This window comes from Oceanobacillus sp. FSL K6-0118 (genome assembly GCF_038006665.1).
GTDB lineage: Bacteria > Bacillota > Bacilli > Bacillales > Amphibacillaceae > Oceanobacillus > Oceanobacillus caeni.
On record NZ_JBBOVR010000001.1, the window covers coordinates 1,125,311 to 1,145,147 of the forward strand.

A 19,837-nucleotide genomic window follows, 5' to 3' on the forward strand; every position below is an offset into this window, starting at 1 on the left:
TGTTTATTTAGCAAGATAAGGGAGGAGATGTTAGATGGAATCAGTAGAAAAGAAACAATCATTAGTGGAAAGGGATCGTCAAAATGTTTGGCATCATATATCCCCATATAGTGAAAAGAACCCACCAATGGTCATTAAAGAAGGAAAAGGCTCATGGATTACTGATGAACAAGGAAACCGTTATTTAGACGGAATGTCAGGTCTTTGGTGTGTCAACGTTGGTTATGGTCGTGAAGAATTAGCACAAGCTGCTTATGAACAAATTAAGAAAATCGCATATATTCCAATGACACAAAGCCATGAACCTGCAATTAAATTGGCAGAAAAGCTTAACGAAATGCTTGACGATGATTATATGATTTTCTACTCCAACAGTGGTTCCGATGCAAATGAGGTAGCATTCAAAATCGCCCGACAATACCATCAGCAAAATGGTGATCCGAATCGTTATAAAGTCATTTCACGATACCGTGCTTACCATGGTAGTTCAATGGGAGCATTGTCTGCTACTGGTCAAGCGTTAAGGAAATATAAATATGAACCTCTAACTTCTGGATTTTTACATGTCAGTCCTCCAGATAACTACCGTAAACCAGAAGGAATTTCGATAGAAGAATACAATATTCAACGTGCAGAGGAAATTGAACAGACAATTATTTGGGAACAAAAGGAAACGGTTGCAGCAGTTATTATGGAACCGGTCATTACAGGTGGCGGTATCCTAATACCACATCCAGTGTATGTAGAGAAGGTTCAAGAAATCTGTAATAAACATGGTGTCCTGTTAATTATTGATGAAGTTATTTGTGGCTTTGGTAGAACAGGGAAAGCGTTCGGTCATAAGCATTTTAACATTAAACCAGATATCATTACGATGGCAAAAGGACTTACAAGTGCCTATTTACCGTTATCTGTAACAGCTGTTAGGAAGGATATTTATGAATCATTTAAGAGTGGGGAAGAAAATAGTCATTTCCGCCATGTCAATACATTTGGAGGCAACCCAGCAGCTTGCGCCTTAGCTCTTAAGAACATTGAAATCATGGAGGAAGAAGGCCTATTTGATCGCTCAGCGCAGTTAGGGGATAGACTTTTACAAGAATTGGATGAATTACGTACACATCCATATGTAGGAGATGTGCGTGGTGTTGGTTTAATGGTTGGGATTGAACTGGTAGAAGATAAGATTTCAAAAGAGCCAGCATCGAAAGAAAGAATTGGAACGATTATCGCAGCATGTAAAGATAATGGGTTAATTGTTGGGAAAAATGGAGACACAGTTGCCGGTTATAATAACATTTTAACGTTGAGCCCGCCTTTGTCTAGTACCGATGATGATATTGATTTTATGATTGCAATTTTAAAGAAAGTATTTAAAGAAAATATGTAATATAAGAATGAAAAGGGGTATAAACATGAGAATCGGAATTCCAAAAGAAATAAAAAACAATGAAAATCGAGTAGCTATCTCACCTTCTGGGGTAGATGCCTTAGTCGGTGCAGGACATGAAGTGGTTATTGAAAAAGGAGCAGGCTTAGGTTCTGGGTTCTCGGATACAGAATATCAAGATGCTGGTGCACGAATCGAAGCAAATAGGGAAGCGGTTTGGTCACAAGATATGATCATGAAAGTAAAGGAACCTCTACCAGAGGAGTACGGCTATTTCCGTGAAGATCAAATTCTATTCACCTACCTTCACCTTGCTGCTGAGCCTGAATTAACGAAAGCGCTTACGAATTCAAAAGTGACAAGTGTTGCATATGAAACAATTCAGGAAAAAGATGGTTCTCTTCCATTATTATCGCCAATGAGTGAGGTGGCAGGAAGAATTGCCGCACAAATTGGGGCGCAGTTCTTAGAGCAGCCAAAGGGTGGAAAAGGGATTCTACTAAGTGGTGTGCCAGGTGTTAGTCGCGGGAAAGTAACGATTATTGGTGGTGGCGTAGTAGGAGCGAATGCGGCTAAAATCGCTATCGGTTTAGGAGCGGATGTCACCATCATTGATTTAAATCCGGCACGTTTACGTGAACTCGATGACTTATTCGGAAACCAAATCCAAACGATGATGTCGAATCCGCTAAATATAGCAGAATCGGTAGCTGAAGCAGATCTTGTAATTGGAGCAGTATTAATTCCAGGAACAAAAGCTCCGAAACTCGTAACAGAATCGATGGTAAAAGCAATGAAGGAGAAATCTGTCATTGTAGATGTTGCCATTGACCAAGGTGGAATATTCGAAACATCGGACAGAATCACAACACATGATAATCCAACCTATGAAAAACATGGTATTGTCCATTATGCAGTAGCCAATATGCCTGGTGCGGTTCCTAAAACAGCATCACTAAGTTTAACGAATGTAACCTTGCCTTATGCGTTAACCATTGCCAATAAAGGAATTCAGAAAGCGGCACAAGATAATGAGGCAATATATAAAGGAATTAATACAGTGGCAGGACATGTAACATATAAAGCAGTTGCAGAAGCACATGGGTTAGATTATCGAGAAGCAAGTACTCTTTTTCAAAGGGAAGAAAAAGTTGGAAGTAAGTAGAAATTATAAAGTAGGGGGGGACGAAAGTGAAGGCTGTTACAGTAGAATCTATTCCCCATTATATTAATGGGGAAAAAGTAGAAGGAAAAAGCAATCGCTATGGGGCTGTTTACAGTCCCTCAACAGGACAGAAGATTGCTACCGTAGCTTATGCAACAAAGGAAGAAGTGGATGAAACGGTAAGACTTGCAAAAAAAGCTCAAATAGAGTGGGCTAAAACATCAGTAGGCAAAAGAGTACAAGTTCTTCACAAATTCAGACAATTGCTCGTGGAGCATACAGAAGAAATGGCCCAATTGATTGGAAAAGAAAATGGAAAGACGATTTCAGATGCCAAAGGAGAAATTAGTCGAGGCATTGAGTCCGTGGATCTAGCCATTGGTGCACCACATCTAATCAAAGGAGAACATTCAGTAAATGTTGGTGGCGATATTAATTCGTATTCTATGAAACAACCATTAGGTGTTGTGACATGTATTTCTCCTTTTAACTTTCCAGTCATGGTCCCATTAGCAATGAGTACGATGGCGGTTGCGGTTGGAAATGCGATGATCCTAAAACCATCTGAAAAGGTTCCGTGCTCAGCCCTTTTTATATCGGAACTATGGGAAAAAGCTGGATTACCTTCTGGTGTATGGAATGTTGTGAACGGGGATAAAGATACAGTTGAAGCTATTATTACTCATCCAGACATTGAAGCTATAAGCTTTGTTGGTTCTACGAAGGTCGCTGAGATTATTTATGAGACAGGTACCAAACATCACAAACGCGTCAATGCTTTTGGTGGTGGAAAGAACCACATGGTTATTATGCCAGATGCAGACATTGATAAAGCAGTGGATTCCTTTATCGGTGCAGCTTATGGAGCAGCTTCACAGCGCTGTATGGCGATTTCAGTTGCGATGCCAGTAGGGGAGAAAACAGCGAGAGTCTTTACAGAAAAATTGAAAGCAAAAGTAGAAAATTTAAAAGTCGGTACGTATGATGATGAACATGCTGACTTTGGTGCTGTCATTAGTGCGGAAGCAAAACAAAGTATCCTTCAATCCATTGACGATGCGGTAAAAGAAGGAGCGAATATCCTTGTTGATGGTAGAAATCCGGAAGTAGAGAATAATGAAGGATTCTACCTTGGTCCAACATTACTTGATCATGTTACACCAGAAATGAAGATGTATAAGGAAGAAGTATTTGGACCAGCGCGTATCATTGTGAATGTGGATACGATAGAAGAAGCGATTCACTTAATCAATGATCACCAATATGGAAACGGTGTAACAGTATTTACGAACAGCGGCAGCCATGCACGGAAATTCACACAAGAAATTGAAGTAGGAATGGTTGGAGTTAACGTACCAATTCCAATTCCTGTTGGCTATCATAACTTTGGTGGTTGGAAAGGCTCCAGATACGGGGAAGGACAAATGTTTGGACCAGATACCGCTCGCTTCTTTACGAAAATGAAAACTGTTTCAGAACGATGGTTTGATTTAGACGATAAAGATAGTGAAACAAACTTTGATTTTCCTAGTAGTTAAATAATATTGGGTCGTTTTGACCCAATATTGTTTTATCCTAAATACTGTAAACGGTTACATACCATTATATAAATTTAAGGCTGTGAGGTGAAAGTATGAGAAAGTATTTTCAGTTATTATTAATTGTACCTTTTTTAATGTGTGTGTTGTTACCATGGGCTAATCGTGTAGAACCATATGTGTTAGGGTTGCCATTTTTACTATTTTGGATTGTCTTATGGATGGTCCTATCTTCATTCATTTTATTTATCGTGTATAAATTAGATCCTGAAAATGAAGGAAGTGAAACTGAATGAATTCAGCATTAATAATTATTTTTTTATTTGCAGCGATAGCTTTGTATTTAGGGATTAGGGCTACATTTGGAAAGAAAATGAGTGTTGATGAATTCGCTGTTGGCAATAAAGGATTCGGTACGTTATTCATTTTCTTATTAATCGCAGGGGAAGTATACACGACATTTACGTTTTTAGGTGGTAGTGGATGGGCATACTCGAACGGTTCAGCGGCTTATTATGTCCCAATGTATATTTGCTTAGCATATGTGTTGTCGTATTGGGTTATCCCAAAAGTTTGGATCTTTGCCAAAAAAAATAACGTCATTTCACAGCCACAATATTTTATGAAATCGTATAACAGTAAAGGGTTAGGGATTGTTGTAGCGTTTATTGGAACTATTGCATTAATTCCGTATATCGTGATCCAACTAAAAGGATTAGGGATTATCGTCTCGGAAGCATCGTACGGAGCTATCACACCTACAATGGCATCGACAATTGGTGCAGTCATTGTCACAGTGTATGTTGTGATTTCTGGTATTCATGGGTCAGCATGGACCGCAATATTGAAAGATATTATGATTTTATTTGTTATTGTATTTTTAGGAATTTATATTCCGTATCATTACTTTGGTGGGATTCAGCCGATGTTTGAAGCGGTCCAAGCAGTAAAACCAGATGCGCTTACACTGGCCCCAGAGGGATACAGTGTATCATGGTTTATTTCGACTATTATATTAAATGCATTTGGATTCTATTTATTGCCACAGACATTCACTGTAATTTTATCGGCGAAGAGCCCGAGTACATTAAAGAAAAATGCTGTGACATTACCTTTATATACAATTTTAATTTTATTTGCGTTCTTTATTGGATTTTCGGCGATTGTGCAAGTACCGGGGCTTCAAGGGGCTGATGGTGACTTGTCACTATTACGTTTAGTGACACAAACATTTGATCCGTGGTTTGTTGGAATTGTCGGTGGTGCGGGTTTGCTAACGGCGCTAGTACCGGTATCGGTGATGATAACGTCAGGGGCGATTGGTTTAATGACGGGCTTCTACAAGTTAATCAAGCCAAATTCTACCGATCGTCAGCAATTAACTGTGTCAAAAGTGTTTGTTGTATTGATTATTTTAACTGCGTATATTTTTGTGTTGAAAGGAGGTAATGCATTAGCTATTTTAAACATTATGTCGTACGGGTTAATCACACAATTAGTACCAGCGATGGCTTTCAACTTTTTCAATTCAAAGTATATGAACAAATTTGGTGCAATGGCGGGGATTTTAACAGGGGTTTCCATCGTATTGTTTAATGCGGTAACATCATTTAAACTTGTTAACATTTTTCCTAATATTCCGAGTGTAATCAATGATATTAATATAGGGTTTGTAGCAATTCTTGTAAATATCGCTGTTGGTGTGATTGTCAGCCTGTTAACAAATTCGATTGTCCGTAAACAAAATCAATCTAATATGCCAGATGAAGTAATAAATTATTAATAAGGGTTTAATGGTATGCAAACATGTAATTTACCACATATAAAATCATTAATTGAACAGTTTAGTCAATTTGGAAGATAAGAAAAGAATGGTGTCACTGGACTTGCTTATCAAAAGAAGATATCGAAGATCGTTATTTTTAACAAAAAATGTGAAGTAGTGATGATACTAGAATGATAAGGACAGAGAATTATGACCCCGCTGACACGTAAAAGAAAGGAAAGAGATTTTCTAAGTTGTCTAAATATCCTCGAAAAAATAGTTGTATAGCTTGATCATTCACCTCAACATTATGATGGAAACACCAATGATTGTGTTAGCGAATAAAGCAGAAACATTTGTTTTCAGCATTCCATTTTTATTATTTGGATTTTGTTATTTAACGAATTGGGGAGGCAAATAAACGAACACAGAATCTAAATGATATATAGGAGGAGTATAGATAATGATTGGTGTATTAATCATTGCCACATTTATTATTTTCCGCTTAGCGATAAAAGGTTGCTTTAGAACATTAAAACACAAACGGGCTCCACCGTGCTGTCAGGTCAAAACGTGGTAAAACGATTTGATGATGTACGTTACGAATATAACAAAGAGTATCACCCTGAATTGATAGAGAATTTAAAGAAAAAAGATGAGAAGACGTTTAAGTGATTAGCACATATTTTAGATGATTAATAATGGAGGGATTTATGATGTTTTCAGAAGCAGTCCGGTTAACACAACAGCTCGTTCAAATACCTACAGAAAATCCAAATGGTTCGGAGCGCGAATGTTCTACTTTTGTAGAGAATTATTTGAAAGAACTAGATAATGTCAATGTTACGACACAACGAGTAGAGGAAGGTAGAACGAATGTGATTGCGAAGTATAAGGGTAATCCATCCGATTTACCTCCAATTGTTATTATTGCTCATATGGATACTGTTCCAGTAGAAGGAAAATGGACGGTGGATCCTTTTGGGGCAGAAATTGTGGAAGGAAAATTGTATGGTCGTGGATCATGTGATATGAAGAGTGGCCTAGCTTGTGCGTTAATAATGATTAAGCATATCAGTGAAAATAATATTCCTTTGAATAGAGATTTGTATGTTATTGCATGCGTTGATGAGGAAGGTCCTTATATGAAGGGTGTTAACGCACTTGTGGATGAACAAATTATCCCTAATGATGCTCTAATCATAGCGACAGAACCTACGAATGCAACCTTATCTACGGTTCATAAAGGAACAATTTGGTATGAAATCTTAGTCGAAGGTAAAAGCTCGCATGGAGGAAATGCTCATTTAGGCGCAGATGCAGCCCATGCAGCAGCGGAAATAATCGTTAAGTTAAAAGAAAAAGTGAAAAAGTTACCTTATGATCATGACATTTTCGGTAAATCCACTATTTCAATAGGTACGATTGGTGGAGGACATAAAACGAACATGGTAGCGGGTTCCTGTCGTATCGAAGTCGACTTCCGTCTTGCTCCACCGTTGACGAAAGAAGAGGCGAACCCAATAGTTACAAGTGCCGTTGAAGAAGGTTGTGCAAATGTAAAGGGAACTCAAGCAAAGGTGCAACATTATGGCTGGGAACGACCGCCAATCGAGACAGATTTGAATTGCCCATTAATCGCTCCTTTTGAAAAGGCTTATTTGAAAGTAACAGGAAAAGAGCTAGAGAAAACAGGATTCCCTGCATATACAGATGCTAGCATGATTGGATTAAGGACTGGTAATCGTAATATTTTAGTATTTGGCCCCGGGCATCTAGATCAAGCCCATGTTATAGACGAATTTGTTGAGATTGCACAAATTGATTTATGTACGGAAGTGTTAACGGAGATGGTGCTGGAAGCAGGGACAGGTTCAACGTCCCAGTAATGGCTTATGACAGTGTATTTGTCCCATGTTTCCTTGAAAAATACCATCTATTAAAAGTGTAGTAGTGGGATAGTAGAAAGATAGGGTCAAAGCTATGACCCTATCTTTTGGTGTTAATGGAGGGTAAAAAAATTATAACTTATATCTTTATTACAAAAAAAGGGCAATCATTAAAACTGGCTCTTATAGTATTAATTTTCCTAGTATTATAAAGGATGATAACTTCCGCTAATCGCATCCACTATGACTTCCCGGCCTCCGCTTACTTTTGAGTTGTATTCTGCAAGCCAAAACGGACGGTAAAATAAAGCTGTGCTATGGATGGTCACCGTAGGAATCGTTATGAATTTAGCTTTTTGTGTCGCTGCTTGAAAAATAAACTTCTCAGCCAGCTGCTCCGCTTCTTTCTCTGAAATCTCAATAGGGAGGATTTTCTCGTCAACAATTGGTCGCTGTATAAATTCCGGCTGTACATCAATAATTGCCCCTTGTCCGCTGATCGCGTCAATCGTACAGGCGATTTTCCCGTTGAACTTAAGCAGACTTTTAGCACTGACTTCAAATTCTAAGAAATAGTATGGATAAAGAATCATCGTGTTTACCTGAACACTTGCTCGTTTATCATATTGCTGTAATCCCTTGAGTACCTCTTGCTGAACAAACTGTGGTTCCTGCGTTAAGATCAGACTCATGAGAAACTATTCCTTACGCTTCCTGATTCTTTTGCAAGAAACTTAGAAATATTTTTAGCTTCTGGTGCAAGACTACGAGCAATATTTTGATCAAATTGCGTAGAGAAGGAGCGTTTGTTTTTCGATTGTTCAAATATCGTTAAGATTGGCTGTGATGGTTTTCGTCCAAATCGGCTTCCGATGATCATGCTTATAAGCGAAACTAATAATCCAGCTAAGAAAGGATGAAGTCCTGTTACAGCCTCCAGATCCATAGAAGTCCAAATAATATTTGTCGTAGCTCCTCCAATCATCGCACATAAACATCCGATATAATTGGCTTTTTTAGAATAAACAGATGCTACATAAGGTACAAGAAAGGCATTTCCTAGTGTACCAAAAGCAAAGACAGCCAATCCAAAAATAGAAGGCGGTTCAAAAATTGCAACAACAATTCCAACAATCCCGCCACCAAGAATACACAGCCTTGACACTAGAACGGTTGTTTTCTCTTTTGCATTTTTATTTATAAACCTTTGATAGACGTCACGTGATAGAATTGTACCTGCTTGTATTAGTAAAGAGTCACAGGTAGACATAACGGCTGACATAACTGCTGATAAAAGGAGTGCAGCAAAAAAGCCTGGGAATAGCGTATAAGCTAATTCTGTAATGATCATTTCTGGATCACTTATTGTTGGGATCAGTAAAATACCAGCAAGTCCTAAGATGTATGGAACAAAGATAAAAAATTGATTCCAAATGGCTCCTATTAAAATAGCGCCTTTAACGGTCTTTGTACTTTGCATAGACATATGACGGACAACGACATGGGGGAGCCCCATATATCCAATTGAAAAAATTAAAATCGCACCTAACACAACTCCCCATTGGCCATAAAAGGCTAAATCTTTACCCCAGATACTTAAATAGGTTGGGTCAATATTTCCTAAGGCTGTATTTAAACTGGTCAATCCGCCTACGTGGATGTATGCTAGAACCCCAATCCCCACAACTCCGGCTACCATGATGATACCTTGTACAAAGGCTGTATAGGCAACAGCTAAATAACCGCCTGCCACCGTATAAATAATAATCACACTGATACCAATAATGAGGGACATTTCATATGGAAATCCCGTTAGTGTAGCCATTGCCTTTCCTGCAGCAATAAATTGTGCACAAACATATGCGAAGAGGAACACGATAGAAATAATAGATCCTACCACACGAACACTTGCATGTTCAAATCTTTTTTCTAAATACTCAATGGGTGAAAGCGCTCCCAAAAGTTCGGACATTCTTCTCATCCGTTTACCGAGAACAGATAGATTAACAATCGATCCTCCTGCATCCCCAATCGCATACCAAACTGCGTACCAACCATATTGAAAGGCAAGTGCGGGCGCCCCCATGAACATATATCCGCTCATAGCGGTCGTCTGCATCGTCATTGCTGTAACAGCTGGTCCAAGAGATCTTCCTCCAAGTAAATACTGTTCTGAGGACTCCGATGATTTTCGCGAAAACCAAAGGCCAATCATTAACAGCGTTAGAATATAAATAATAAATATAACACCGTCCAAACTCAAGACAAATTCCCCCTATCAGCTATTCCCATTTTCTTCTGCATCATCTTCACGCTTCATCTTAAAATACATGACCAAAGCTAATCCAACCCAAATAAATGGCCAAGGAAGAATGAGCCAAAATGTTTCAGCCGGCAAACCCAACAAACTATCACCTCCTATTTAAAAAGATGGTTTGAATAATTATACTATTTAGATAACCGAGATATAATTTACATAATGTCATGAATAAGAGAGTGCTATTTTACACTTTGTTAAAAAGCGGGGCGTAGAGAGATGGTTCAGTGCCCTGATACTAGGTTGGTACTGTGAATATCCGGTGAAGAGGAAATTTAGGTTCGAAATGGTTCTATTCAATTAGTATTAAAAAGGAATGATGATGTTAAAATTATAACTAAGAGCCTTTATTAGTTTGAACGTTTTTAGTAATAGAGGGGATATTAAATATGTGTTTTAAGTACTGAATAAGCTCGGAATGTCGGATTAATGCAAATGAATGTTGAAATACTTCAAACGAAAACCGGATTAATGTAAACAAATGGTGACAGTCAAAAAAAGTGCCTGTCCTCCAATGTGGTAAAGTATCCACATTAAGGGACAGGCATCAAAATTATATTTTAAAACATTTTATCAAAGTGGATGATTGACACCAATAATCTTAAGTTACTCATTTATCGCTTAATTTAAACTTCTCAACTACCTTTTGTAAATCTTCCGCTATTTTTGTTAGAGAGGAAGCTGAGTTTGAGATTTCCTCCATGGATGCAAGCTGTTCTTGAGTTGATGCAGAGGCATTTTGTGTCTGACCTGATATGGTCTCGCCAATGGTTGCAACGTCTTCAAATATTTGAATGAAATGTTCTGTACTAGAAGAAATTTCTTGAATTTCAGACGTAACTTGCATAATTTGTTCCGTTATTGTATCAACATATCCTGTTATCGTTGTAAATGATTCTCCTGCGTGATGCGCAACGTCAATACCTTTTTCAACTTGCACGGTAGCTGTTTCCATGGATTTCACTGTATTGCTCGTTTCTGTATGAATTTTGCCTATCATTTCTTTTATTTGGTCTGCCGATTTAGAGGATTCTTCCGCAAGTTTGCGTACTTCGTCGGCAACAACGGCAAATCCTTTTCCATGTTCTCCGGCCCTAGCGGCTTCAATCGCAGCATTTAGCGCAAGCAGGTTAGTTTGGTCGGAAATTTCTGTTATAACATCTACTATATTGCTAATTTGTCCAGATAATTCGCCTAATCCCTGGATATTATTTGACAAATCATGTGTGTTTTTCTTGATGTATTCCATTTGATTGACAGTTGTTTCCAAGGCTTTGTTCCCTTCGTTTACAGCTGACATTGTATTTTCTGCAGTTGTAGAAACTTCATCAGAGCTTGCTGCAATTTGGCGAATGGAACCAGCCATTTCTTCTGCCATTTGTTTACTATTTTCAATACTATTTGTCTGTTTGTCCATTTCTACCGCAACTTCTTGAATGGATGACGAAATTTGTTCGGTTGCTTGAGTATTTTGTTCAGTGCTCGCACTTAATTGTTCAGATGCTGCAGCTACATGATGAGACTTATCACGAACCTCTGTGATAACTTCATTAAGATTTTCTCTCATACGATTAAAGGATTCAGATAATGTCCCTATTTCATCATTTGAATTAATTTCAACACCAACACTTAAATCTCTTTGGCTCATTTTCTCACTTACGTCAACCAATTGATGAATTGGTTTAGTAATGGAGCGAATGATGAACAGGATAGTGACTCCTCCGAGGATAAGTGCAATAACAAGAATAGCAAGGGTAGAATGCAAAATTGGTTTAACGGCTTCGTTCACCTCGGATTGATACATGGTTCCAGCAATCTTCCATCCAGTAATGTCATTCGTTGCAAATGCTAATTTTTTTTCACCTTCGTATTTGTAATCAAACGTTCCAGAGTCCGAGTCGTATAGTTTGTCATAAAAATCTTCTTCCGCCTCACTGCCGGCTTCATTGGTTGGATGACTAATAAAATGTTCCGTTTTATCTAACACAAATAAATAGCCTTCTTTTCCAAGTTGTACGGAACTAATGATATCTGTAAGGCTTCCTAGTTTTAAGTTAATGGCAACGACACCGTGATTATCTTCAGTTGCTTTTGCTAATGTAACTACTACTTCATTGGACGATTGTGAGACATATGGATCGGTAATAATGACATTACCTTTATTATCCATTGCCTCCTGATACCAAGGTCGTTCACGTGGATCATAGTCTGGTGGGTTTTGAAATGAAGTCGGTGAATTCATGAAATCCCCTGTCTCCGTACCCACATAGGTTTGCTCGATCACATTTTCTTTGGCTTTTTGAATCGTATCTAAAATTTCCCTCGTTTTAGCATCTTTATCTTTTTTGATATTTTTTGCATCAATGGAATTAGACAAATAATCAACATTTTCCATTTGTGCAATAATGAATTGATCAATGGTTTGATTAACAATGTTTACATTTTCTTGGGCTGTATCAATTATTCTTTGGTCCGTATTGGATTTTGAAGTTACATATGAACCAAAGCCAATACACATACTTGGTATTAATAAAATTGCTAAAAATGATATGATTAATTTTTTTCTTAGGCTTAGTGAAATTTTCGCCTTATTCTTTTTGTCTCTTTTCAAATCTCTTTCCTCCAATCTCTTCATTTCAGGTCTTTTTACCTAGATTTTTACTTACTTATATTGTATCGACAAAGAATCCTAGGTTCTTAAGGAAAAAGTAAAATACAGTTAATTCCATTTATTAAGAAATTAGAGAAAATGGTAGGTGAAGGTAATGTACCTACGATTATTTTTACTTGCCCAAAAAATGGTACTTGATTAATTCACTAGACACAGGTATAGTAATAGACAAATAATTTATTGCATAAAAGCGTTCATGTATAAAAGTTAATATGACACCCATACAACGGACAAAAGTAATTCTATTGGATGCAGCAGGAAGAGACTGAATGGATGCTGGAAATTCAGGCAGCAGTAGAAATGAAATACACCGTGAAAAGAATGGGAAATAAGAGTGAATGACATAGATCATTAACTAGGGTGGTACCGCGGAGAGCATCTTCGTCCCTAATATTGGGATGAGAATGCTTTTTTTATTTTATACATTATAGGGGGAAGGACACATGTTTACAACGAAGAGAGCATATTCACCAACCATTGGAGAGGCTTTGATCCTTCTTCTAATTATAGTAGGGTTGGTTAGTATAAGCATCATCAAATTTTCAGCACCTCCACATATTCCAATTTTATTATCTATTTTTCTACTAATCCTATACGGTTTAGTGAAAAGAGTACCGTTTCATTTGTTGGAGGAAGGAATGGTGAATGGTGCTAAATCAGGTTTACCAGCAATTTTTATCTTTTTTCTAATAGGTTTGTTAATTGCTACATGGATGATTGGTGGGACCATACCAACACTTATCTATATGGGCTTCGAATTGGTTACTCCCCATTTTTTCTACGTGATTGTTTTTGTAGTCACAGCTATTGTGGGGATGGTAGTTGGAAGTTCGTTAACGACTTCCGCCACATTAGGAGTAGCTTTTATCGGGATCGCAACAGCGCTAGATATCTCTTTAGCGGTAACAGCGGGCGCAATTGTATCAGGAGCCTTTTTTGGAGATAAAATGTCTCCACTTTCCGATACAACGAATATTGCATCAAGTGTATTAAAGGTAGATTTATTTGAACACATTCGAAATATGGCTTGGACAACCATCCCGGCTTTTTTGATAAGTCTTATCATTTATGCGTTTATTTCTCCTAATGTAACAACCGTTCACTTTGATAGGTTAGCATCTATTCAAGCTGGTTTATTAGAAACTAACTTAGTTCATTGGTATAGCTTAATACCGGTCGTGATTCTTATTATTTTTGCTTTGAAAAAAGTTTCAGCCTTTATTACGTTAGCCTTTATTTCTATTTTTTCTATTTTCCTATCACTATTTCATCACATACCATCTGGTAAGGAATTATTTCAAATACTTTTTGATGGTTATGTATCCACGACCGGAAATGAAGCAATTGATAGTTTGTTAACTCGTGGTGGAATTAATAGTATGATGTTCACCGTTGCCCTTGTCATCCTAGCTTTAAGTATGGGGGGACTACTTTTTACTTTAGGCATCATTCCAGTAGTACTAGAATCTGTAGGGAAATTATTGAATAGCGCTGGTTCTGTTATTTTTGCTACTGCATGTACTGCAATTGGGGTTAATGTATTTATCGGAGAACAATATTTATCCATCCTTTTACCAGGAGAAGCATTTCAGTCTAATTTTAAAAAGGTAGGACTTACTAATAAAAACTTATCAAGGGTGTTAGAGGATGCAGGTACGGTTGTGAATCCTCTTGTTCCATGGAGTGTATGTGGAGTATTTTTATCGAATGTTCTCGGAGTACCCACACTTGAATATTTACCTTTGGCGTTTTTCTGTTTACTATCCCCGGTACTAACCATCTTATTTGGATTCACTGGTAAAACATTAACGTATGCAAAAAGCGAATAATGGATTTTAATTTGGGGGAGTTGACTAGATGGGTTAACTCCTCTTTTTGAGTGGGTATTTTTTCACCCACTTATTCCGGTTGTAGATATTAACCCTTATCAAATAAGCCAATGTAAATTACATAGCATTGATTAGAACGGATTCTACTTTTGTGAATGAGAATACATTTTTTCCTAAAAAGGTTTGATGGTTAAGAATAATGAATAATCATGATACACTTTACAATTGAATTGCCTTCATTTTTATAAATGCGTTGTTTATTACCATCAAATATAATTATAAAATTAAAAAGGAAGTGAACTTATGGATAAACACATAAATGCGTTACGAACAGCTTTTCCCTATACTATTCCGATTCTGGCAGGATTTAGCTTTATAGGGATCGCCTATGGTATGTATGTTCATGCTCTGGGTTTTGAGCCTATTTATACTTTTATAATGAGCTTTTTTATCTTCGCAGGCTCAATGGAATTTGTAGCTGCTACGTTATTGCTTGGAGAATTTAATCCTATTTATGTTTTATTTTTAACGTTAATGCTAAACGGAAGGCACTTATTTTATGGTATTTCGATGTTAGAGAGATTTAAGGGAACCGGAAAAAAGAAATTTTATCTCATATATGGTATGTGTGATGAATCGTTTGTGATAAATAGTACTGCAACGATTCCTTCCAATGTGGACAGAGGTTGGTTTATGTTTTATGTCACGCTATTAAATATGTTTTATTGGGTCAGTGGAGCGATGATAGGAAGTTTAATAGCTTCTATTGTTAGCTTTGATACGAAAGGTTTAGACTTTGTTATGACTGCACTGTTCGTTGTGATTTTTTTAGATCAATGGATGAGAGAAGATAAACATTACAGTTCATTAATAGGAATTGGAGTTTCGGTGTTAGCACTCATCATATTTGGCCCAGAATATTTTACTATTCCTGCGATGATAATCATGTTAGTGATTTTAACGCCTTTACGAGGTCATATTGAAAATAAAAAGGTGGTGAATGAAAGGTGACTTTTACACAAGAAATGATAACGATTGGTACAGTTGTTTTGGGAACAGTGATTACAAGGTTTTTACCTTTCATAATTTTCTCAGCAGATAAGCCTACACCACCCTATATTCAATTTTTAGGTAATGCTTTACCGCCTGCTGTATTTGGTTTACTCGTTATTTATTCATTAAGAGATATTTCTTTTTTATCTGGCAGTCATGGGATACCAGAATTAATTTCAATAGGTTTAATCATAATAGTACATTATTGGAAGAAAAATATGTTTCTTTCAATAGCAAGTGGGACAATATGTTATATGTTAATAATACAATTCATATCCTTTTGATAATAAGCATGATGCCTATTAGGATAACAGGATATATAAGAGCCGCTTTGGAGGAAATGTTAGATTCATTAAAAATTTTTATGGATAGAGTCGAAGGAAATTGATTATTTTTAGATAGAGTTATAAAGACTTCCACTATAATGCTAAACCCTTTAATCATTAAAAAGCCCCGTGATACATAAAGTAGTCTCAGGGGGGATGCCTATGTCGGGAAGAATATGGGTGGGTTTGTTTTTTCTTATATTTGGTTTTGGCTTTCTTTTGCATCAGGCTGATATCATTGACATGTCGCAAGTCTTGTCTACTTGGTGGCCGCTCATACTCATTATTATTGGTATTATTCAGCTAATCAATCGTACACTTTCTTGTACAGTGTCAGGTTTCCTATTTTTATTGGTTGGTGTCTTATTTTTCATCAATCAATGGTTTGACCTTCATTTAATTTTTTATTTGTGGCCGCTTATTTTCATTTTCATTGGTTTCGTTATCATACTTACCAGGGCTAAAAGTGGAAAAACTAAACATACGAGCGATAAACTAAGCACATTCTTGTTATTTTCAGGTGCGGAGATTAAAAGTCAATCGAAAAATTTTCAAGGTGGTAGCGTTGTGACAATAATGGGCGGTGTGGAAATTGACCTCCGTGATGCAGTCATTGCAGAGGGAGCTATGCTTGACTTCACTTCTATCTTGGGAGGGATAAGCATCATCGTTTCAGAAAATGTTCAGGTTGAAATATCTGGTATCCCCATTTTGGGTGGATGGGAAGATAGTACAAGAAAACATGGAGAAAGTGAAGAAGTTGTTGTATTAAAACTTAACTGCCTTACGATTCTAGGTGGATTGGAAATTAGGAATTAATAGATTGTCTATAATTGGCTTTTGTATACGGTAACCTAAAATGAGTAACGGTACGATCTCTTAAGTAAATTATTCTCATTAGTTTGTTGGGGTAGTACAATATTCTAAATATACAATCTTCTAGGGAAGATATTGACAATTTTATTTTCTGAATGTAAAGTATAATGTAATGTTTTTGTTATATTAATTACTTTGCAAATTCTGGCAAATGTCGGAGATAGGCATCTTTTAATTTCATAATATATTAGTTCTTATCTAGAGAGGCGGAGGGACTGGCCCGATGATACCTCGGCAACGGACATATAAGTACCGTGCCAATTCCAGCAAGCGAAAAGCTTGGAAGATAAGAGGAATTTCAGTACATATAATATTTTTTATATTACTCCTGAATCCTTCTTCTTCCATGAAGAAGGATTTTTTGTTCTATTTTATGATTTTTATACGATGAAAACATTATTCGACTAATATCAGGAGGCGCCAGGCATCATAGAGGCAAGAAAGGGGATAATAACATGATAGAGTTTCAGAATCTTGGGAAGGTTTATGATAGTGGTGGAAAGCAGGTTCATGCTTTAAGCAATATAAACTTAAAAATCAACAAAGGAGAAATTTACGGAGTTGTTGGTTATAGTGGTGCTGGTAAAAGCTCACTTATTCGCTGCGTCAATTATTTAGAGTGTCCAACTTCAGGTAAAGTCATTGTGGATGGTCATGATTTATCTGTTTTATCGGAGAAAGAAATCCGTAAAGTGAAGAAAAAAATAGGGATGGTTTTTCAGCACTTCAATTTACTAAACTCCAAAACTGTGTATGCAAATGTGGCAATGCCACTTGTGCTTGAAAAGGTACCAAAGGAAAAGATGAAGAAAAGAGTTCACGAATTACTAGAGTTTGTTGGCTTATCCGATAAAGCAGATATGTATCCAGACCAACTTTCTGGTGGGCAAAAGCAGCGGGTCGGTATTGCAAGGGCATTGGCAACTCAGCCTTCCATTTTACTTTGCGACGAGGCAACATCTGCTCTTGATCCGCAGACAACAAGTTCTATTCTACAGCTTTTGAAAAAGGTCAGTGAGGAATATGATATTACGATTTTAATGATCACCCATGAAATGTCCGTTATTCGTGAAATTTGCGATAAAGTTGCAGTCATGGAAGCGGGTCAAATTATTGAAGAAGGCAATGTATTCGATGTCTTTACAGCGCCTAAAACAAAAACAGCGCAGAACTTTGTCAGTACTGTCATGAATGATCAAATACCAAGTTCCATTTTAGACATGATTGATAATAACAATGGGTCACAAAATATATTCCGAATTAATTTTATCAATCAATCGACAAGTAAGCCCCTTTTATCACAGCTTGCTAAAAAATTTGATTTAGATGTCAATGTTTTATTTGGGAGTATTACGGAACTTCAAGGAATCCCATTTGGAAATTTGATTGTTCAATTTCAAGGGTCTGAATCTGAGGTGAAACGAGCATTAACGTACATGCACGCAAAAGAAATAAGCTTCAGGGAGGTGACATCACATGCTAGTTAATTCCGAACAAATTATAGAAGCAATAATTGAAACAGTACAAATGGTAGGTATATCCTTTATTTTCTCCATCATCCTTGGGTTACCGTTGGGTATTGCACTTTTCGTAACTCGTAATGGACAAATACTTGAAAACAAACCAATTTTTGCGGTATTAAATGGAATTATTAATATATTCCGTTCTATTCCGTTCATTATCTTGCTGGTAGCAATCATTCCAATTACTCGCTTGATTGTTGGAACGTCTATTGGCACTGCTGCAGCAATTGTTCCACTTGTCTTTTATGCGGGGCCATATATTGCTAGATTAGTAGAAAGCTCGTTATTAGAAGTTGACGAAGGTGTGCTTGAGGCAGCAAATGCCATGGGTGCAACGCCGTTTCAAACGATTTTTCGCTTTTTATTACCAGAAGTACTTAGCTCTTTAGTGGTCAACTTCACTATTGCAACCATCGGGTTAATCGGAGCATCAGCAATGGCCGGAACGGTAGGTGGAGGAGGAATTGGTGACCTTGCCATTACATATGGATATCAGCGTTTTGATACGACAACGATGGCTATTACGGTTATCATCCTAATAATCATGGTTCAAGGACTACAATCATTAGGAAACTATTTATCAAGAAAAATACGTAGAAGATAATCAGGAGGAAAACAGGATGAAGAAAAAAATTCTATTAACTTTTCTTTTTATTGTATTCATTGCTATTACAACAGCTTGCTCAGGTGATACAAGTGGGGGAGAAACAAAAAAGGTGAAAATTGGTATTAGTGGTACAGATACACAGACATGGGATTATGTATCTGAGAAGGCAGCAAAAGAAGGAATTGACATTGAAATTGTTTCTTTTAGCGACTATGTTCAACCAAATACAGCCCTTGCAGACGGCGAACTTGATGCTAATTCATTCCAAACGGTTGCTTATTTTGATGAATTTATTAAAGAACATGATTTAGATCTTGTACCAATTGCAACAACATATCTTGCACCAATGGCAATTTACTCAAATAATTACAAAGACGTAAAAGATATACCAGAGGGTGCTAAAATTGCACTACCAAACGATGTATCAAATCAAGGAAGAGCACTCGTTTTACTACAAGAGGCTGGCTTTATTAAACTTGTAGACAATTACGATGGCCTTGGATCGATAGAAGAAAGTGTTGTTGAAAATCCTAAAAATATTGAGCTTATTCCAACGGCTCCTGCCCAAATACCAAGAGCATTAGCTGATGTAGATGCAGGTGTTATTAATAATGGTTTTGCAAGGGATGCTGGACTAAATCCACTTAATGATTCCATTTTCCATGAAGACGAAACAGCTTATGACTACCTTAACATTATAGCGGTAAATGAAGAAGATAAAGATGACGAAACATTGAATAGAATTGTCGAATTATTCCAAGAAGAAGATACAGCTGAATTTGTCGAAAAGGAATATGGTGGGACATTAATACCAACCTTTGTACCATTAGATAAAATTGGCTGGTAGGAAATAGAAAATACCATTGAATGAGAAAAAGAGAGGGACTT

Annotated in this window: 17 protein-coding genes and 1 riboswitch; of the genes, 13 read left to right on the plus strand and 4 right to left on the minus strand. The window is 37.0% G+C overall.

The genetic code is table 11. From position 1 onward, the window contains the following. Positions 1–34 precede the first annotated feature (34 nt). From MHI02_RS05925 to MHI02_RS05950, 6 genes are all read left to right on the plus strand, one after another. Positions 35–1,390, plus strand: a complete 1,356-nt coding sequence (locus tag MHI02_RS05925) for an aspartate aminotransferase family protein (RefSeq protein WP_060668050.1) — start codon at positions 35–37, stop codon at positions 1,388–1,390. Positions 1,391–1,415: 25 nt separating this feature from the next. Further along, positions 1,416–2,555 (plus strand): alanine dehydrogenase, encoded by a 1,140-nt coding sequence (ald, locus tag MHI02_RS05930; RefSeq protein ID WP_341165755.1) that lies wholly within the window; start codon positions 1,416–1,418, stop codon positions 2,553–2,555. Between the two features lie 26 nt (positions 2,556–2,581). Continuing rightward, positions 2,582–4,093 carry a CoA-acylating methylmalonate-semialdehyde dehydrogenase gene (locus MHI02_RS05935; RefSeq protein ID WP_216884049.1) on the plus strand — a complete coding sequence of 504 codons (1,512 nt, stop codon included), beginning with the start codon at positions 2,582–2,584 and terminating at the stop codon, positions 4,091–4,093. A 95-nt stretch (positions 4,094–4,188) separates the two neighbouring features. Next, positions 4,189–4,389, plus strand: a complete 201-nt coding sequence (locus MHI02_RS05940; protein ID WP_047184296.1) for a DUF3311 domain-containing protein — start codon at positions 4,189–4,191, stop codon at positions 4,387–4,389. Further along, the gene (locus MHI02_RS05945; RefSeq protein ID WP_341165756.1) at positions 4,386–5,876 is read left to right on the plus strand and encodes a sodium:solute symporter family protein; all 1,491 of its coding nucleotides are present in this window, start codon (positions 4,386–4,388) and stop codon (positions 5,874–5,876) included. Before MHI02_RS05940 ends, MHI02_RS05945 begins: the two co-directional genes overlap by 4 nt. Positions 5,877–6,574: 698 nt before the next feature. Next, positions 6,575–7,747 carry a M20 family metallopeptidase gene (locus tag MHI02_RS05950; RefSeq protein ID WP_341165757.1) on the plus strand — a complete coding sequence of 391 codons (1,173 nt, stop codon included), beginning with the start codon at positions 6,575–6,577 and terminating at the stop codon, positions 7,745–7,747. A 206-nt stretch (positions 7,748–7,953) separates the two neighbouring features. Here MHI02_RS05950 and MHI02_RS05955 read toward each other — a convergent pair whose 3' ends face one another. From MHI02_RS05955 to MHI02_RS05970, 4 genes are all read right to left on the minus strand, one after another. Then, complete coding sequence (locus tag MHI02_RS05955) at positions 7,954–8,439, minus strand: hypothetical protein (RefSeq protein WP_060668045.1); 486 nt, start codon at positions 8,437–8,439, stop codon at positions 7,954–7,956. Further along, on the minus strand, positions 8,436–10,010 hold the full coding sequence (locus MHI02_RS05960) for a sodium/proline symporter (RefSeq protein WP_145543360.1): 1,575 nt from the start codon (positions 10,008–10,010) through the stop codon (positions 8,436–8,438). The genes MHI02_RS05955 and MHI02_RS05960 overlap by 4 nt, the downstream gene beginning before the upstream one ends. 15 nt (positions 10,011–10,025) lie before the next feature. Beyond that, positions 10,026–10,154, minus strand: coding sequence for a hypothetical protein (locus tag MHI02_RS05965; RefSeq protein WP_255449150.1), 129 nt, complete (start codon positions 10,152–10,154; stop codon positions 10,026–10,028). A 520-nt stretch (positions 10,155–10,674) separates the two neighbouring features. After that, positions 10,675–12,675 (minus strand): methyl-accepting chemotaxis protein, encoded by a 2,001-nt coding sequence (locus MHI02_RS05970; RefSeq protein WP_240473220.1) that lies wholly within the window; start codon positions 12,673–12,675, stop codon positions 10,675–10,677. Between the two features lie 503 nt (positions 12,676–13,178). Here MHI02_RS05970 and nhaC point away from each other — a divergent pair. The 7 genes from nhaC to MHI02_RS06005 all read left to right on the plus strand — a co-directional run bounded on the left by nhaC (position 13,179) and on the right by MHI02_RS06005 (position 19,796). Continuing rightward, positions 13,179–14,564, plus strand: coding sequence for a Na+/H+ antiporter NhaC (gene nhaC, locus MHI02_RS05975; RefSeq protein ID WP_060668043.1), 1,386 nt, complete (start codon positions 13,179–13,181; stop codon positions 14,562–14,564). 303 nt (positions 14,565–14,867) lie between these two features. Continuing rightward, positions 14,868–15,575 (plus strand): AzlC family ABC transporter permease, encoded by a 708-nt coding sequence (locus MHI02_RS05980; RefSeq protein WP_047184289.1) that lies wholly within the window; start codon positions 14,868–14,870, stop codon positions 15,573–15,575. Beyond that, complete coding sequence (locus tag MHI02_RS05985; protein ID WP_338113679.1) at positions 15,572–15,901, plus strand: branched-chain amino acid transporter permease; 330 nt, start codon at positions 15,572–15,574, stop codon at positions 15,899–15,901. Before MHI02_RS05980 ends, MHI02_RS05985 begins: the two co-directional genes overlap by 4 nt. A gap of 204 nt (positions 15,902–16,105) precedes the next feature. Continuing rightward, entirely contained in the window at positions 16,106–16,762 is a 657-nt protein-coding gene (locus tag MHI02_RS05990; protein WP_047184288.1) for a LiaF transmembrane domain-containing protein, read from the plus strand. A gap of 248 nt (positions 16,763–17,010) precedes the next feature. Continuing rightward, a riboswitch (SAM riboswitch) is annotated at positions 17,011–17,112 on the plus strand. A 162-nt stretch (positions 17,113–17,274) separates the two neighbouring features. Then, complete coding sequence (locus tag MHI02_RS05995; protein WP_204798189.1) at positions 17,275–18,306, plus strand: ATP-binding cassette domain-containing protein; 1,032 nt, start codon at positions 17,275–17,277, stop codon at positions 18,304–18,306. Next, on the plus strand, positions 18,296–18,946 hold the full coding sequence (locus MHI02_RS06000; protein ID WP_204798190.1) for a methionine ABC transporter permease MetI: 651 nt from the start codon (positions 18,296–18,298) through the stop codon (positions 18,944–18,946). Before MHI02_RS05995 ends, MHI02_RS06000 begins: the two co-directional genes overlap by 11 nt. A 16-nt stretch (positions 18,947–18,962) precedes the next feature. Continuing rightward, positions 18,963–19,796, plus strand: coding sequence for a MetQ/NlpA family ABC transporter substrate-binding protein (locus MHI02_RS06005; protein ID WP_204798191.1), 834 nt, complete (start codon positions 18,963–18,965; stop codon positions 19,794–19,796). The last annotated feature ends 41 nt before the right edge of the window (positions 19,797–19,837 follow it).

What these genes read in the sequence shown, in the direction of transcription:
- MHI02_RS05995 (WP_204798189.1), top strand. Translation starts at nt 17,275, where the DNA reads ATGATAGAGTTTCAGAATCTTGGGAAGGTTTATGATAGTGGTGGAAAG.
- MHI02_RS05945 (WP_341165756.1), top strand. Translation starts at nt 4,386, where the DNA reads ATGAATTCAGCATTAATAATTATTTTTTTATTTGCAGCGATAGCTTTG.
- nhaC (WP_060668043.1), top strand. Translation starts at nt 13,179, where the DNA reads ATGTTTACAACGAAGAGAGCATATTCACCAACCATTGGAGAGGCTTTG.
- MHI02_RS06000 (WP_204798190.1), top strand. Translation starts at nt 18,296, where the DNA reads ATGCTAGTTAATTCCGAACAAATTATAGAAGCAATAATTGAAACAGTA.
- MHI02_RS05990 (WP_047184288.1), top strand. Translation starts at nt 16,106, where the DNA reads ATGTCGGGAAGAATATGGGTGGGTTTGTTTTTTCTTATATTTGGTTTT.
- MHI02_RS05940 (WP_047184296.1), top strand. Translation starts at nt 4,189, where the DNA reads ATGAGAAAGTATTTTCAGTTATTATTAATTGTACCTTTTTTAATGTGT.
- MHI02_RS06005 (WP_204798191.1), top strand. Translation starts at nt 18,963, where the DNA reads ATGAAGAAAAAAATTCTATTAACTTTTCTTTTTATTGTATTCATTGCT.
- MHI02_RS05950 (WP_341165757.1), top strand. Translation starts at nt 6,575, where the DNA reads ATGTTTTCAGAAGCAGTCCGGTTAACACAACAGCTCGTTCAAATACCT.
- ald (WP_341165755.1), top strand. Translation starts at nt 1,416, where the DNA reads ATGAGAATCGGAATTCCAAAAGAAATAAAAAACAATGAAAATCGAGTA.
- MHI02_RS05980 (WP_047184289.1), top strand. Translation starts at nt 14,868, where the DNA reads ATGGATAAACACATAAATGCGTTACGAACAGCTTTTCCCTATACTATT.
- MHI02_RS05925 (WP_060668050.1), top strand. Translation starts at nt 35, where the DNA reads ATGGAATCAGTAGAAAAGAAACAATCATTAGTGGAAAGGGATCGTCAA.
- MHI02_RS05955 (WP_060668045.1), bottom strand. Translation starts at nt 8,439, where the DNA reads ATGAGTCTGATCTTAACGCAGGAACCACAGTTTGTTCAGCAAGAGGTA.